This is a genomic window from Terrabacter sp. AAH1 (assembly GCF_054456855.1).
This window is the reverse complement of sequence record NZ_JBTJJV010000001.1, coordinates 471,000-487,252: the sequence shown is the minus strand read 5'-3', so window position 1 is coordinate 487,252 and position 16,253 is coordinate 471,000. Positions and strand designations below refer to the sequence as shown.

General features: G+C 70.1%; 12 protein-coding genes. 9 read left to right on the top strand and 3 right to left on the bottom strand.

All coding sequences use genetic code 11. The annotated features are described in order from the left end of the window. The first annotated feature begins 106 nt into the window (after positions 1-106). From ACXR8F_RS02290 to tuf, 7 genes are all read left to right on the top strand, one after another. Positions 107-4,006 carry a DNA-directed RNA polymerase subunit beta' gene (locus ACXR8F_RS02290; protein WP_458798562.1) on the top strand — a complete coding sequence of 1,300 codons (3,900 nt, stop codon included), beginning with the start codon at positions 107-109 and terminating at the stop codon, positions 4,004-4,006. Between the two features lie 196 nt (positions 4,007-4,202). Then, a complete protein-coding gene (gene dacB / locus ACXR8F_RS02285; protein ID WP_458798561.1) occupies positions 4,203-5,768 on the top strand; it encodes a D-alanyl-D-alanine carboxypeptidase/D-alanyl-D-alanine endopeptidase in 1,566 nt (521 codons plus the stop codon). 35 nt (positions 5,769-5,803) lie between these two features. Next, positions 5,804-6,388, top strand: a complete 585-nt coding sequence (locus tag ACXR8F_RS02280; protein ID WP_458798560.1) for a hypothetical protein — start codon at positions 5,804-5,806, stop codon at positions 6,386-6,388. Between the two features lie 389 nt (positions 6,389-6,777). After that, entirely contained in the window at positions 6,778-7,152 is a 375-nt protein-coding gene (rpsL, locus tag ACXR8F_RS02275; protein WP_020143255.1) for a 30S ribosomal protein S12, read from the top strand. Then, positions 7,152-7,622 (top strand): 30S ribosomal protein S7, encoded by a 471-nt coding sequence (gene rpsG, locus ACXR8F_RS02270; protein ID WP_045191913.1) that lies wholly within the window; start codon positions 7,152-7,154, stop codon positions 7,620-7,622. Before rpsL ends, rpsG begins: the two co-directional genes overlap by 1 nt. Before the next feature lie 133 nt (positions 7,623-7,755). Continuing rightward, positions 7,756-9,873, top strand: a complete 2,118-nt coding sequence (gene fusA / locus ACXR8F_RS02265) for an elongation factor G (protein WP_045191912.1) — start codon at positions 7,756-7,758, stop codon at positions 9,871-9,873. 103 nt (positions 9,874-9,976) lie between these two features. Continuing rightward, entirely contained in the window at positions 9,977-11,173 is a 1,197-nt protein-coding gene (gene tuf, locus ACXR8F_RS02260) for an elongation factor Tu (RefSeq protein WP_045191911.1), read from the top strand. A 165-nt stretch (positions 11,174-11,338) separates the two neighbouring features. On the opposite strand, the gene ACXR8F_RS02255 is transcribed toward tuf, so the two are convergent. Genes ACXR8F_RS02255 through ACXR8F_RS02245 form a run of 3 tightly spaced genes read right to left on the bottom strand, consistent with a single transcriptional unit; the run spans position 11,339 to position 13,919 of the window. Further along, a complete protein-coding gene (locus tag ACXR8F_RS02255; RefSeq protein WP_458798559.1) occupies positions 11,339-12,259 on the bottom strand; it encodes an LLM class flavin-dependent oxidoreductase in 921 nt (306 codons plus the stop codon). Between the two features lie 5 nt (positions 12,260-12,264). Beyond that, positions 12,265-12,768 (bottom strand): hypothetical protein, encoded by a 504-nt coding sequence (locus ACXR8F_RS02250; RefSeq protein ID WP_458798558.1) that lies wholly within the window; start codon positions 12,766-12,768, stop codon positions 12,265-12,267. Then, positions 12,765-13,919, bottom strand: a complete 1,155-nt coding sequence (locus ACXR8F_RS02245; protein WP_458798557.1) for a WXG100 family type VII secretion target — start codon at positions 13,917-13,919, stop codon at positions 12,765-12,767. Before ACXR8F_RS02245 ends, ACXR8F_RS02250 begins: the two co-directional genes overlap by 4 nt. A gap of 300 nt (positions 13,920-14,219) precedes the next feature. On the opposite strand from ACXR8F_RS02245, the gene ACXR8F_RS02240 reads away from it, so the two are divergent. Together ACXR8F_RS02240 and ACXR8F_RS02235 are read left to right on the top strand one after the other, a co-directional pair. Then, positions 14,220-15,524 (top strand): M18 family aminopeptidase, encoded by a 1,305-nt coding sequence (locus ACXR8F_RS02240; RefSeq protein WP_458798556.1) that lies wholly within the window; start codon positions 14,220-14,222, stop codon positions 15,522-15,524. Between the two features lie 106 nt (positions 15,525-15,630). Next, positions 15,631-16,044, top strand: a complete 414-nt coding sequence (locus ACXR8F_RS02235; RefSeq protein WP_458798555.1) for a thiol-disulfide oxidoreductase DCC family protein — start codon at positions 15,631-15,633, stop codon at positions 16,042-16,044. Positions 16,045-16,253 lie beyond the last annotated feature (209 nt).

Here is a 16,253-nt window from a genome sequence, read left to right as displayed (position 1 = left end):
CTGACGGTGCGTATGCCGTCCGGCCCGCCGAGCGGCATACGCACCCCACGTCTTCGAATCCCACTCAGACCAAAGACTTAACGAGAGTTACGAGAGAAGGAACCACGTGCTCGACGTCAACTTCTTCGACGAGCTGCGCATCGGCCTCGCCACCGCGGAATCCATCCGCCAGTGGAGCCACGGCGAGGTCAAGAAGCCCGAGACCATCAACTACCGCACGCTGAAGCCCGAGAAGGAGGGCCTCTTCTGCGAGCGCATCTTCGGCCCCACCCGGGACTGGGAGTGCAACTGCGGCAAGTACAAGCGTGTCCGCTTCAAGGGCATCATCTGTGAGCGCTGTGGCGTCGAGGTCACGCGCGCCAAGGTGCGTCGTGAGCGGATGGGCCACATCGAGCTCGCCGCCCCCGTCACCCACATCTGGTACTTCAAGGGCGTCCCGAGCCGCCTCGGCTACCTGCTCGACCTCGCCCCGAAGGACCTCGAGAAGGTCATCTACTTCGCGGCGTACATGATCACGTCCGTCGACGAGGAGCAGCGTCACGCCGACCTGCCCTCGCTCGAGGCGCAGATCCAGGTCGAGAAGAAGGAGATCGAGAACCGCCGCGACGCCGACGTCGAGGCCCGCGCGCAGCTGCTCGAGCGCAACGTCGCCGAGCTCGAGGCCGAGGGTGCCAAGGCCGACGCGAAGCGCAAGGTCCGCGACCAGGCCGAGCGCGAGATGAACAACATCCGCAAGCGTGCCGACCAGCAGGTCGAGCGCCTCGAGCAGGTCTGGGACCGCTTCAAGAACCTCAAGGTCCAGGACCTCGAGGGCGACGAGATCCTCTACCGCGAGATGCGTGACCGCTTCGGTCTGTACTTCGAGGGCGGCATGGGCGCCGCGGCGATCCAGAAGCGCCTCGAGTCCTTCGACCTCGAGGCCGAGGCCGAGCTCCTCCAGGAGATCATCGCCACCGGCAAGGGCCAGAAGAAGACCCGCGCCATCAAGCGCCTCAAGGTCGTCACCGCGTTCCAGACGACGACGAACCACCCGTCGGGCATGGTCCTCGACGCGATCCCGGTCATCCCGCCGGACCTGCGCCCGATGGTGCAGCTCGACGGTGGCCGCTTCGCGACCTCGGACCTCAACGACCTCTACCGTCGCGTCATCAACCGCAACAACCGCCTGAAGCGCCTGCTCGACCTCGGTGCGCCCGAGATCATCGTCAACAACGAGAAGCGCATGCTCCAGGAGGCCGTCGACAGCCTCTTCGACAACGGCCGTCGTGGTCGCCCGGTCACGGGCCCCGGCAACCGTCCGCTCAAGTCGCTGTCCGACATGCTCAAGGGCAAGCAGGGTCGTTTCCGCCAGAACCTGCTCGGCAAGCGCGTCGACTACTCCGGCCGTTCGGTCATCGTCGTCGGCCCGCAGCTGAAGCTGCACCAGTGCGGTCTGCCCAAGCAGATGGCCCTCGAGCTGTTCAAGCCGTTCGTGATGAAGCGCCTGGTCGACCTCGACCACGCGCAGAACATCAAGTCGGCCAAGCGCATGGTCGAGCGTGCCCGCCCGGTCGTGTGGGATGTCCTCGAAGAGGTCATCACCGAGCACCCGGTGCTGCTCAACCGTGCACCCACGCTGCACCGTCTCGGCATCCAGGCGTTCGAGCCGCAGCTCGTCGAGGGCAAGGCCATCCAGATCCACCCGCTCGTCTGCTCGGCCTTCAACGCCGACTTCGACGGTGACCAGATGGCCGTCCACGTGCCGCTGTCGGCGGAGGCGCAGGCCGAGGCCCGCATCCTCATGCTGTCGAGCAACAACATCCTGAAGCCGGCCGACGGTCGCCCCGTCACCATGCCGACCCAGGACATGATCACCGGCATCTACCACCTGACCGACGCCGTCGACGGTGGCGGTCTCGGTGCGGGCCGTGCGTTCACGTCGCCCTCGGAGGCCCGCATGGCCTTCGACCGTGGCGAGATCCAGATCGGCTCGGCGATCAAGCTGCGCCTCACCGACGCGGTGCCCCCGGCCGGCTTCGAGCTGCCCGAGGGTGTCGAGCCCGGCGAGGACGGCCTCGTGCCGGTGCTGACCCTCGACACGACGCTCGGCCGCGCGATCTTCAACGACACGCTGCCCGTCGACTACCCGTTCGAGAACCGGGCCGTCGACCGCAAGCGCCTGTCGGCGATCGTCAACGACCTCGCGGAGCGCTACTCCAAGGTCCAGGTCGCCGCGTCCCTCGACGCCCTCAAGGAGGCCGGTTTCCACTGGTCGACCCGCTCGGGCTGCACCGTCTCCATCGCCGACGTCACGACGCCGGACAACAAGGCGGAGATCCTCGAGGGCTACGAGACGAAGGCCGCGAAGGTCCAGACCCAGTACGAGCGTGGTCTGATCACCGACGACGAGCGCCGTCAGGAGCTCGTCGAGATCTGGACGCAGGCGTCCAACCAGGTCGCCAAGGAGATGGAGACCAACTTCCCGCGCACGAACCCCATCTACCGGATGGTGTCCTCGGGTGCTGGTGGTAACTGGTTCCAGATCCGTCAGATCGCCGGCATGCGTGGCCTCATGGCCAACCCGAAGGGCGAGATCATCCCGCGCCCGATCAAGGCGAACTTCCGTGAGGGCCTCACGGTGCTCGAGTTCTTCATCTCGACGCACGGTGCCCGTAAGGGTCTGGCCGACACGGCTCTTCGTACCGCCGACTCCGGCTACCTCACGCGTCGTCTCGTCGACGTGTCGCAGGACGTCATCATCCGTGAGGACGACTGTGGCACCGAGCGCGGCCTGAAGCTGCCGATCGCGCAGGTCAACGAGGTCACCGGCACGCGCGCGCCGAGCGAGGTCGTCGAGGCCTCGGTCTACGCCCGCACGCTCGCCGAGGACGTCACCGACAAGGACGGCACCGTCCTCGCGGAGGCCGGCATCGACCTCGGTGACGTCGTCATCGACGCGCTCTACGCCGCGGGCGTCGACGAGGTCCGGGTCCGCTCGGTCCTCACCTGCGACAGCCGCGTCGGCACGTGCGCGAAGTGCTACGGCCGTTCGCTCGCGACCGGCAAGCTCGTCGACATCGGCGAGGCCGTCGGCATCATCGCGGCCCAGTCGATCGGTGAGCCCGGCACGCAGCTGACGATGCGTACCTTCCACACCGGTGGTGCGGCCGCGGCCGACGACATCACCCAGGGTCTGCCGCGTGTCGTCGAGCTCTTCGAGGCCCGCACGCCCAAGGGTGTCGCCCCGATCGCCGAGGCCACCGGCCGCGTCGAGATCGAGGACACCGACAAGGCGCGCCGCGTCCTGCTCACGCCCGACGACGGCTCCGAGCAGCACGCGTACCCCGTGAGCAAGCGTTCGCGCCTGCTCGTGAGCGACGGCGACCACGTCGAGGTCGGCACCAAGCTGGTCCAGGGCGCGATCGACCCCAAGCAGGTCCTTCGCATCCTCGGCCCGCGCGCGGCGCAGAAGCACCTGGTGGACGAGGTCCAGCACGTGTACCGCCAGCAGGGTGTGTCGATCCACGACAAGCACATCGAGGTCATCGTGCGCCAGATGCTGCGTCGCGTGACGATCATCGAGGCCGGCGACGCCGACCTGCTGCCCGGCGAGCTCGCCGAGCGTGGTCGCTTCGAGGAGGAGAACCGCAAGGTCATGGCCGAGGGTGGCCGCCCGGCTGCCGGACGTCCCGAGCTCATGGGCATCACCAAGGCCTCGCTCGCGACCGAGTCGTGGCTGTCGGCCGCGTCCTTCCAGGAGACGACCCGCGTGCTCACGCAGGCCGCCATGGAGGCCAAGTCCGACCCGCTGCTCGGCCTCAAGGAGAACGTCATCCTCGGAAAGCTCATCCCTGCCGGCACGGGCCTGCCCCGCTACCGGAACATCAAGGTCGAGCCCACCGAGGAGGCCAAGGCCGCGATGTACTCGCTGCCGAACTACGACGCCTACGACTACGCAGGCTTCGGTTCGGGTTCGGGCGAGGCCATCCGTCTCGACGACGAGGCTCTCGGTCTCGACCAGTTCTGACCGGTCTCCCGGGGCACACGCCCCGACCACGTATGCCGCTGGGCCGGCTCCCCGTCAGGGGAGCCGGCCCTCGGCGTCTGCGGGGAGCTGCCGGCCGGCGCCCCTCCCCAAAACGGACAAATCGGACTAGCCTCGCTCGGGAGGTGGTCGGACGGCGGCGCTCGGGGCCGTCGGCGGCACCCGTCGGGAGGTCGTCATGGTCCGTACTCCACGAGCGTCCAAGATCGTGCGCGGCCCCCGCGGCCCACGCACGCAACCCGTCCGCTGGCCCTTCCTCCTGGCGGTCGTCATGCTGGCCGTCGCCGCGGTCCTCTCGTCGGCTCCGCGCGGCAGCGGCGCGACCGTCTACGACACCCGCGACGCCGCGCTGCGTCGCGAGATCAGCAGGGTCTTCGCCGACTCCCGGGTCACCGCCTCGACGGCGAGGGTGGGGGCCGTCGTCAGGGACGCCTCGACCCGCACGAACATCTACCTGCGCGGCTCGGACACCCCGCTCGCGCCGGCGTCGACCCAGAAGACCTTCACCGCTGCAGCGGCGCTCACCCGCCTCGGCGCCGGCTACCGCTGGCCCACGGATGTCTACGCCGGCGCGCCCGTCGGGGCCGGGGGAGTGGTGTCGGGCCGCCTCTACCTGCGCGGGAGCGGCGACCCCACGCTGCGCGAGCAGGACCTCACCGCGCTCGCCTCCGCGTTGAGGTCGCGCGGCGTCACGCGCATCGCCGGCGACGTCGTCGCCGACGCCTCCGCGTTCGACGAGGTGCGCTACAACCCGTACTGGTCCTCGTCGTACGCGTCGTCGTACTACGCCGCACAGGTGTCGGCGCTGACGCTGTCGCCGAACACCGACTACGACGCCGGCACCATCATCGTCACCGCGACCCCCGGCACCTCGACGACGGCCGTGCCGCGCCTCACGGTGACGCCGGCCTCCGCGGCCTCGCACGTGCGCCTCGTCAACCGGGCGCGCACCTCGGCAGCCGGCACCGCCACGACGATCGCGGTGACCCGCGCCGCGGGCACCAACACCATCACCGTGAGCGGTCAGGTGCCGGTGCGGCACGCGGCCACCCGCAAGTGGGTGACGGTGAACGACCCCGCCCTCATGACCGCACGCGCCCTGCGGGCTCGTCTGCTCGCGGCGGGCATCCGGGTCGACGGCACCGCCGTGCGCGGCACGACCCCCAGGGCGCGCACCCTCCTCGCCCGGCACTCCTCGATGACGCTGGGGCAGCTGCTCGTGCCCTTCCTCAAGCTGAGCAACAACTCCCACGCCGAGGCCATCACCAAGACCCTCGGTGCGCGGACGGGCCGGCCCGGCAGCTGGGCCGACGGCACGGCCGCGCTCCGGGCGTATGCCGTGTCGATCGGCATCCCGGTGACGGGGCTCCGCTTCGTCGACGGCTCGGGGCTGGCCCGCGCCAACCGGCTCACCCCGAACCAGCTCGCCATGCTGCTCGACAAGGCCCAGCGCGCGCCCTGGTGGGCGACCTTCCGGGCGGCGCTTCCGGTCGCCGGCGTCGACCCCGTGCGCTGGCAGGGCGGCACGCTCGCCTCACGGATGCGCGGCACCGCCGCGGCCGGCAACCTGCGCGCCAAGAACGGCAGCCTCACGGGCGTCACGTCGCTCGCCGGCTACGTGTCGGGCGCCGACGGGCGCCGCTACGTCTTCGTGATGATGAGCAACTTCTCGGGCACCTCGCCCCGTCCTGTCGAGGACCGTCTCGGGGTGCTGCTCGCCCGGTGGCGCATGACCAACCGCTGACCCGTCGCACGCAGCCGCATCGATAGGGTGGGTGCATGACCGAGCCCACGGCCGACGTGCCGCACGCGCCCGAGCCCGCCGAGCCCGCAGAGACGACGGAGACGACGGAGACGACGGGGGCGCCCGGCGGCCCCGACGGTCCGACGCCCACGATCATCGTGCTCACCGAGGAGGCCCTCAAGCCGGCCGACGTCGCCAAGATCATCGGCCTGCACGAGGACGACCGGCCCACCTACCGCGTGCTCGTGCCCGCCGACACCCAGCGCAACCTGCTCAGCTCCTTCCTCAACCACCTCAGCCTCTTCGAGATGCGCGAGGCCCTCGAGGCGCTGCGCCCCGTCGACCGCACCGGCGCCCACGCCGACGCCGACACCGCGCTGTCGACGACCCTGGCCGAGTTCGAGCGCCGCGACGTCGACGCCACCGGTGAGATCACCTCCGACGACCCCATGCCGACCCTCGTCGAGGAGGTCGCCAGGCTGGGGGCCCGCGAGGTCGTCGTCGTCACCGAGCCGCACGCCGTCGAGGACACCTTCCACCGCGACTGGGCCTCCCGGGCTCGCGAGGCGCTCGGCGTGCCGGTGCTGCACATGTACGCCGGCGACTGGCGACTCGGCTGAGCCCACCCCGCGACGGCGCCGGGTGCGCCCGGCTCCACGCGGCGGCATACCGCATCGGGAGGCGCGGAGCCGGTTCAACCGATTTGGTCGGCGTGCCGCACCCCGGTACGCTTGAACACTGTGTCTGAGGCATGCACTCAGGCATGCGCGATGACGGCCCCGGTGCCCTGTCCACCCGCACGCAGCGGATGCGACACCACTTGGGTCCAGAGCACACCTTCCGCCGGGCAACCCGTCCCTTCCGAGCGCCGTGAGGCCATGGCAGGAGCGGGAAGTGCAGGGGGAAGAACCGGTTCCGACACACCCGACCTCGGGGGTCGAGGAACCGAACAGCCAAGGAGCCGTCCTCCGGGACGGCCGACAACGAGCAACGTTATGGAGTAACCAGGTTGCCTACCATCAACCAGCTGGTCCGCAAGGGCCGCCAGGACAAGGCCAGCAAGGCCAAGACCCCGGCGCTCAAGGGCTCGCCCCAGCGCCGCGGTGTGTGCACCCGCGTGTACACCACCACCCCCAAGAAGCCGAACTCTGCCCTCCGCAAGGTCGCCCGCGTGCGCCTCAGCTCGGGCATCGAGGTCACGGCCTACATCCCCGGCGTCGGCCACAACCTGCAGGAGCACTCGATCGTGCTCGTGCGCGGTGGCCGAGTGAAGGACCTCCCGGGTGTGCGTTACAAGATCGTCCGCGGCACGCTCGACACCCAGGGTGTCAAGAACCGCAAGCAGGCTCGTAGCCGTTACGGCGCGAAGAAGGAGAAGAGCTGATGCCTCGTAAGGGACCCGCTCCGAAGCGCCCGCTCGTCGTCGACCCGGTCTACGCCAGCCCGCTCGTCACGCAGCTCGTCAACAAGATCCTCCTCGACGGCAAGAAGTCGATCGCCGAGACGATCGTCTACGGCGCCCTCGAGGGCTGCCGCCAGAAGACCGGCACCGACCCCGTCGCCACGCTCAAGCGTGCGCTCGACAACGTCAAGCCGGCCATGGAGGTCAAGAGCCGTCGCGTCGGTGGCGCGACCTACCAGGTGCCGATCGAGGTCAAGCCGGGCCGCAGCACGACGCTGGCCCTGCGCTGGCTCGTCGGCTACTCCCGTCAGCGTCGCGAGAAGACGATGACCGAGCGCCTGATGAACGAGATTCTCGACGCGAGCAACGGCCTCGGTGCCGCGGTCAAGCGTCGCGAGGACACCCACAAGATGGCCGAGTCCAACAAGGCCTTCGCGCACTACCGCTGGTGACAGCGGTCCCGGCCGTATGCCGCCCGGCCCGCTGGGCGGCATACGGCTCGGGCCACGCCCGCCCCTCACGGACGACCGTGACGGCCCGGGCCCCGAGATTTCACTCCACGACGAATGAGACGAGAAACCTGACGTGGCACTCGACGTCCTGACGGACCTCAAGAAGGTCCGCAACATCGGCATCATGGCGCACATCGACGCAGGCAAGACCACGGTGACGGAGCGCATCCTCTTCTACACCGGTGTCAACCACAAGATCGGTGAGACCCACGACGGTGCGTCGACCACCGACTGGATGGAGCAGGAGAAGGAACGCGGCATCACGATCACGTCTGCCGCCGTGACCTCCTTCTGGGAGGGCACCCAGATCAACATCATCGACACCCCCGGACACGTGGACTTCACGGTCGAGGTCGAGCGCTCGCTGCGCGTCCTCGACGGTGCCGTCGCGGTGTTCGACGGCAAGGAGGGTGTCGAGCCGCAGTCCGAGACGGTGTGGCGCCAGGCCGACAAGTACAACGTGCCGCGCATCTGCTTCGTCAACAAGATGGACAAGCTCGGCGCGGACTTCTACTTCACCGTGCAGACGATCAAGGACCGCCTCGGTGCGGAGCCGCTCGTCATGCAGCTGCCGATCGGTGCCGAGAACGACTTCCTCGGCGTCATCGACCTCATCTACATGCGTGCCCTCGTGTGGCCCGGCGACGCCAAGGGCGACGTGACCATGGGTGCCAAGTACGAGATCGCCGAGATCCCGGCGGACCTCCAGGCCAAGGCCGAGGAGTACCGCATGGCTCTCGTCGAGCGCGTGGCCGAGGCCGACGACGACCTCATGGAGAAGTACCTCGGCGGCGAGGAGCTCACCGTCGACGAGCTCAAGGCGGGCATCCGCAAGCTCACCGTCAACTCCGAGATCTACCCGGTGTTCTGCGGCTCCGCCTTCAAGAACCGCGGTGTGCAGCCGATGCTCGACGCCGTCGTGGACTACCTCCCGTCGCCGATCGACGTGCCGGCCATGGTCGGTCACAAGCCCGGCGACGAGAGCGTCGAGCTGACGCGTGAGCCCAGCAAGGACGCCCCGTTCTCGGCGCTCGCCTTCAAGGTCGCCGCGCACCCGTTCTTCGGCACGCTCACCTTCATCCGCGTGTACTCCGGGCGCATCGCCGCCGGCTCGCAGGTCATCAACACGACCAAGGGCAAGAAGGAGCGCATCGGCAAGCTCTTCCAGATGCACGCCAACAAGGAGAACCCGGTCGACGAGGCCCTCGCCGGCCACATCTACGCCGCGATCGGCCTGAAGGACACCACGACGGGCGACACGCTCAGCGACCCGAACGAGCAGATCGTGCTCGAGTCGATGACGTTCCCCGACCCGGTCATCCAGGTCGCCATCGAGCCGAAGACGAAGGGTGACCAGGAGAAGCTCTCCACGGCCATCCAGAAGCTCTCCGCCGAGGACCCCACCTTCCAGGTGCACCTCGACGAGGACACCGGCCAGACGATCATCGCCGGCATGGGCGAGCTCCACCTCGACATCCTCGTCGACCGCATGAAGCGCGAGTTCAAGGTCGAGGCCAACGTCGGCAAGCCGCAGGTGGCCTACCGCGAGACGATCCGCCGCGCCGTCGAGAAGTACGACTACACGCACAAGAAGCAGACCGGTGGCTCCGGCCAGTTCGCGAAGGTCCAGGTGTCCTTCGAGCCCCTGGGCGAGACCGAGGACGGCTCGATGTACGAGTTCGTCAACGCCGTCACCGGTGGCCGCGTCCCGCGTGAGTACATCCCGTCGGTCGACGCCGGCATCCAGGACGCCATGCAGTACGGCGTGCTCGCCGGCTACCCGCTCGTCGGGATCAAGGCCACCCTCATCGACGGTGGCTACCACGACGTCGACTCCTCGGAGATGGCGTTCAAGATCGCCGGCTCGATGGTCCTCAAGGAGGCCATCAAGAAGGCGGACCCGGTCCTGCTCGAGCCGATGATGGCCGTCGAGGTGCGCACGCCCGAGGACTACATGGGCGACGTCATCGGCGACATCAACTCTCGCCGTGGCCAGATCCAGGGCATGGAGGACATCAGCGGCGCCAAGGTCGTCAAGGGCCTCGTCCCGCTGTCCGAGATGTTCGGCTACGTCGGAGACCTGCGCTCCAAGACGCAGGGCCGTGCGAGCTTCTCCATGGAGTTCGACTCCTACGCAGAGGTCCCCAAGGCTGTCGCCGAGGAGATCATCAAGAAGACCCGCGGGGAGTGACTGCGGGCCATCCCGTAGTCTCTTCCATCGGAAACCACCCCACAGCGCCACGTCCTGCCCTGGTCGTACGGCGTAACACTAGAAAGTCCTGAGGAGGACCACAGTGGCGAAGGCAAAGTTCGAGCGGACCAAGCCGCACGTCAACATCGGCACCATCGGTCACATCGACCACGGCAAGACGACGCTGACGGCTGCGATTTCCAAGGTTCTGCACGACAAGTACCCGGACCTGAACCCCCAGTTCGCGTTCGAGGACATCGACAAGGCTCCCGAGGAGCGCCAGCGCGGTATCACCATCTCGATCGCGCACATCGAGTACCAGACGGAGGGTCGTCACTACGCCCACGTCGACTGCCCGGGTCACGCTGACTACGTGAAGAACATGATCACGGGTGCGGCCCAGATGGACGGCGCCATCCTGGTGGTCGCTGCCACCGACGGCCCCATGCCGCAGACGAAGGAGCACGTCCTGCTCGCCAAGCAGGTCGGCGTCCCCTACATCGTCGTGGCGCTCAACAAGGCCGACATGGTCGACGACGAGGAGATCCTCGAGCTCGTCGAGATGGAGGTCCGTGAGCTCCTCTCCGGCTACGAGTTCCCCGGCGACGACCTGCCGGTCGTCAAGGTCTCGGCGCTCAAGGCCCTCGAGGGCGACGCCGAGTGGGGTCAGTCGGTTCTCGACCTCATGGACGCCGTGGACACCTACATCCCGGAGCCCGAGCGCGACATCGACAAGCCGTTCCTCATGCCCGTCGAGGACGTCTTTACGATCACCGGTCGTGGCACGGTCGTCACCGGCCGCATCGAGCGCGGTGTCCTCAAGGTCAACGAGGACGTCGAGATCGTCGGCATCCACACCGGCCCGGCCACGAAGACCACGGTCACCGGTGTCGAGATGTTCCGCAAGCTGCTCGACGAGGGTCGCGCCGGTGAGAACGTCGGCCTGCTCCTTCGTGGTGTCAAGCGCGAGGACGTCGAGCGCGGCCAGGTCGTCGTCAAGCCCGGCTCGATCACGCCCCACACCGAGTTCGAGGCTCAGGTCTACATCCTGGGCAAGGACGAGGGTGGCCGTCACACGCCGTTCTACGACAACTACCGTCCGCAGTTCTACTTCCGTACCACGGACGTGACCGGCGTCGTGCACCTCCCCGAGGGCACCGAGATGGTCATGCCCGGCGACAACACCGACATGTCGGTCGAGCTCATCCAGCCGATCGCCATGGAGGAGGGCCTCAACTTCGCCATCCGCGAGGGCGGCCGCACGGTTGGCGCCGGCAAGGTCACGAAGATCAACAAGTGACCTGACGCTGCCTCCGCAGCACAGATCCACCGCAGTACGCGTAGGGCCCGTTCCGCTTCGGCGGGGCGGGCCCTTCCGCGTACCTCCCGCGACTGACGTCTCGCGCTCCCGTCGTAGCCGGCCCGCGGCCGCGCGATGCGCGGCGTGGCTCGCGTCACCCGACAGTCAGTCGGCGTCGAGGAGGGTCAGGGCCCGGCCGACGGTCTTGATGGTGTCGGTGGTGATGGGGTCGAGGACGAGCTGGACGTGGACGGCTCCGGCCTCGGCCATGGCGTGGAGGTGCTCGGCCACGGCGCCGGGGTCGCCCGCGACGGGGCTCACCGCGGCGGCATACGCGGAGTCGCCCATGACCCGCCCGGTGCCTCCCTCGAGCTGGACGTAGACGGCGGCAGTGGCGCCGACCTCGTTCGGGGCGCGGCCGGCCTCGGCGGCTGCAGAGTCGACGCGCTCACGGAGCCGGGCGAACTCGTCGGGGGAGTTGCCGTAGTCGCTCCACCACGTGTTCCACAGGTCCACGTGGGGCAGCGCGATGCGCAGCATCCGCGGGCCGGTCGAACCCAGCATGAGCGGCGGTCCGCCGGGCCTCGCCGGCGGCGGGTCGAGCACGCAGTCGGTCAGGTCGTGGAACCGGCCGTGGTGGTCGATGCGACCCTCGCGCAGGAGGGTCCGGATCACGGTGAAGGCCTCCTCGAAGCGCGAGCTGCGCTGGTCGAAGGGGAAGCCGTAGGCGGCGTACTCGCGCTCGTTCCAGCCCGCGCCGAGGCCGAGGACCAGGCGGCCGCCGGAGATGCCGTCGACGGTGGCGGCCATCTTGGCGAGCATCGCCGGGGCGTGGAAGGCCGTCGAGGCGACGAAGGGGCCGAGCTCCACGCGTGACGTCACGGCGGCGACGGCGGCGAGCGAGGTCCAGACCTCCCACGGGCCGCGCGTCACTCCGCCGGGCAGGTCGTAGAGCAGGTGGTCGCCGAGCCACAGCGAGTCGAGGCCGACGTCCTCGGCGGTGCGCGCCATGGTGAGCAGCTCGGGCCAGCCGACCCGCCGCTCGACCTCGGGCAGCTGGACGCCAACCTTCAGCGGCCGGCTCATGGTTGCTACTGGCCGAGGGCGACGAGGACGACGGTGTCTGAGTCGGCCGCGAGGTAGGCGGTGGCCCGGAAGGAGCCCTGGGCGAAGAGGGCGTCGAGCGCCTTCGAGGTCAGCAGCCGGCCGGACGGCACGGCCGAGCGCACGCCGCCCTCGACCTCGGGGGTCACGGCGGTCGGTTGGGGAGCGGCTGCGCGCAGGGTGGCGGCGGTCTCGGGCGTCACCTCCACCACGGCGTCGATCCAGTAGGTGGAGGGACCGGGCGCGTCCCCACCGAGCGTGCCCGACATCCACGTCGCAGAGACCGGCTGGCCCAGGGCGCTGAAGCGCTTCGTCAACGGCTCGAGGTCGGTGCGCACCTCACCGGTGCCGGTCTTGGTGCCAGGGGCGGCGCTGCTCACGGTGCTCCTCGTGCGGTCGGTGGACGGGTCGGGCTGGGTGCTGCACGCTCCGGCTGCGGTCAGGGTCAGCAGGGCGGCGGCGGTCGCCAGGGCGCGGCGGCGGTGGCTCATCGGCTGCTTCCTCGTTCGTCGGCTCGGTCCTCGCGACCGAACCCCGGCGTGCGCTCGACGTCGCCCGTGCCCACGTCGATGGTGGGCGGCGGCGAGCCGACCGGCCACGTGATCGTACGCGTGACGTCACCGCTCGACGGGAACGGCTTGGCCCAGCCGATCTCGGTGAAGCGGCCGTTCTCGTTGTCGCCCGCGCCGCTCGCGATGTCGGACTGGTCGGGGTTGAAGTTGTAGTAGTCCTCGGCGTGGACGGTCACCTGCATGGAGACCTGGCCGTTCTCGACGGTGACGTCGGCGCTGCTCCACTGCTGGTAGCCGCCGATCGTCTTCTGCCAGTTCTCGGTCTCGGGGTAGGCGGTGGCCGGGTGGGCCTCGCCCGTCGTGCTGAAGTGGGTGTTGCCGCCCCGAACCATCTCGTCGACGGCAGCCGCGGTGCGCGCCACCTCCTCGTTGACGTTCGCCGCGATCGACGGGTCCTCCTTCACGCCCTCCTCGTAGTCGAAGCGCACCGGCTCGCCGTCGTTGTCCCAGTAGTGGGCGTACATCGCCGTCGCGTCGTCGAGGTCCGACTTGAGGGCCCGGCCCGCCTCGAGCTTCGCCATCCACTCGAGCTTGGCGAGGTGGTCGTGCCAGTTCGACTCCTTGGAGTCGTACGCGAAGCCCTCGTCCCACTCGATGTCGGGCCTGTCGGGCTCGCCGAAGTCGTAGCCGTCGACGGGTCCACCGACGCCGGTGGTGGCGGGCCCCGGGGGAGTGGTGGGAGTGGGAGCGGGGCCGGGCGACGGCGAGGGCGTGGTCCCGCCGAAGGACATCGGCACGGAACCGCCCAGCGGGCTGCCTCCACCGGCGCCGTTCGCCGCACCCGGTCCGCTGCCGCCCTCGCCGCTCGTGCCGCGCTGCCGGGCGGCGTTCTCGCGCAGCTTTGCGCCGAGACCTGTCAGGGCGTGCTCGAGGGCGTCGATGCCGGGGGCGGACGAGCGCCAGTCGCCCCGGAAGGAGTCGAAGTCGCCGCCGCCCCAGGCGGAGCCGAGGGATCCGACGGCGTGGTCGACGGCGGACCGGGCCGCACGGCAGTCGCCGGCGAAACGGTCGAGCCGGCCGGCGGAGCGCTCGAGGGCGTCGGGGTCGGCGCCCTTCCTGTACACGACCACGGCTGTGCCCTCCCCGAGCATCGGTGACGCGACCGGGGCGCGGCCGCTGCTGACGACCCTAGGCAGCCTGCCGACCGTCGGCCAATGGGGAGCACTCCCCGACGTCCGCGCGACGTCGAGGGCCCGGCCGGCTCAGGCGCCCGCGCGCCTCCAGAACCGCGGGGTCACCTCGGGCAGGGCCGCCCCGAGCCAGGCGAGGTTCGTCGACGAGTCGGGGCAGCGCGGCGTCGGGCATCGAGCGATCCTCGCAACCCGGGGCGCGCGGCGCTCGACGGGCACCGGTGGATAGGGTCGGGAGCCATGGCGCACTCGTTCGACACCGACACCGAAGCCCAGGGGCTCATCGACTACGTCGACGCCAGCCCGACGCCGTTCCACGCGTGCGAGCAGGCGGCCCGGAGGCTCTCGGCGGAGGGCTTCTCCGAGGTCGACGAGCGTGCCGCGTGGCCGACCGAGCCCGGCCGCCACTACCTCGTGCGTGGGGGCTCGCTCATCGCCTGGGACACCACGGGTGCCCACGGCGCCGGCGCCGGTCCCGCGGCGGGCTTCCGCGTCGTCGGCGCGCACACCGACAGCCCCAACCTGCGCATCAAGCCGAACCCCGACCACAGCCGGGCCGGCTGGCAGCTGCTCGGCGTCGAGCCATACGGCGGCCTCATCCTCAGCTCGTGGCTCGACCGCGACCTCGGCCTCGCCGGCCGGGTCGCCGTGCGGGGCCGCGACGGCGTCGAGTCGCGCACCTTCCACGGCCATGACGCGCTGCTCCGCGTCGCCCAGCTCGCGATCCACCTCGACCGCACCCAGAACGAGGCCCTCAGCCTCAACAAGCAGGCGCACATGGAGCCGCTGTGGGGCGTCGGCGACGAGCCCGGCGACTTCGTGGGCTACCTCGCCGAGCAGGTCGGCGTCGACCGCGAGGACGTCCTGTCGTGGGACGTCATGACCCACCCGGTCCAGCCGTCGACGCGCCTCGGCCGCTCGCGCGAGCTCATCGCGGCGCCCCGCCTCGACAACCTCGCCACCTCGTATGCCGGCGTGCGGGCCCTGCTCGACGCCGTGGCCACCGAGCCCACCCACGTGCCGGTGCTCGTCCTCTTCGACCACGAGGAGATCGGCAGCACGTCCGAGCGCGGCGCCACCTCGACCCTGCTGCCGTCGGTGCTCGAGCGCATCGTCGCGGCCGGCGGCGGCACCCGCGACGACTACTGGCGCGCCCTCGCCTCCACCGTCATCGCCTCGGGCGACATGGGCCACGCGACCCACCCCAACTACGCCGAGCGGCACGAGCCGATGCACACGATCAGGGTCAACGGCGGCCCGGTGCTCAAGGTCAACACCAACCTGCGCTACGCCACCGACTCGGTCGGCGCGGCGGCGTTCCGGCTGGCCTGCGAGCAGGCCGGGGTGCCGATGCAGACGTTCGTCACGCGCAGCGACCTGCCCTGCGGCTCGACGGTCGGACCGGTCACCTCGTCCCTCACCGGCGCCACGACCGTCGACTTCGGGGCGGCGGCCCTGTCGATGCACAGCACCCGTGAGCTGATGGGTGCCGACGACCCGGCCATGTATGCCGGCGCGCTGAGCGCCTTCCTCGCCCCCGCCTGAGAGCCGACCGGCACCACGCGCGCTCACCCGCCCGGGTGGCGGGACGGCATACGGCCGGCGGGACGGCATACGGCCGGCGGGTGGACGGGCGTGGGAGGATGGGCCCGTGGACGCCCCAGCGCTCGACGTGCCCGACCGGCCGACGCTCGTCTACGACGCGGACTGCGGCTTCTGCACGCGCAGCGCCCTCTTCGCCAAGCGCTGGGTCGACCGACGCGACCGCTTCGCGGTGCGACCGTGGCAGGAGCTCGACCTCGCGTCCGTCGGCCTCTCGGCGGAGGACTGCGACGAGGCGGCCCAGTTCGTGACCGCCGACGGCTCGATCCGCTCGGGACACCGGGCCATCGCGAGCGCGGCCACCCACGGGGCGCCGGCCTGGCGACCGGTCGGCTACCTGCTCATGGCTCCGGGCATCTCACGGGTGGCCTCCCGAGCGTACGGCTGGGTCGCCGAGCACCGTCACCGGCTGCCGGGAGGCACGCCGGCGTGCTCGCGGCCGGCGTCGACGGCTGGGGAGTGACCCCGAGGGTCCTGCGTGCATGGCTCGGTCGGCACGCCCGACGCGCCACGGACCCCTGGCCTGCGACGACGCCCGTCCTCGATTTGATAGTGCGTCGCCGCCTCTGGCACACTGTTCAGGTTGCTTGACGCGCGTCGCTGACCCATGTCGGTGCCGCCGCCCCTTGAGAGCCTCCTGACGGGGACTCGCCCGGACTCCTCTCGGAGGCC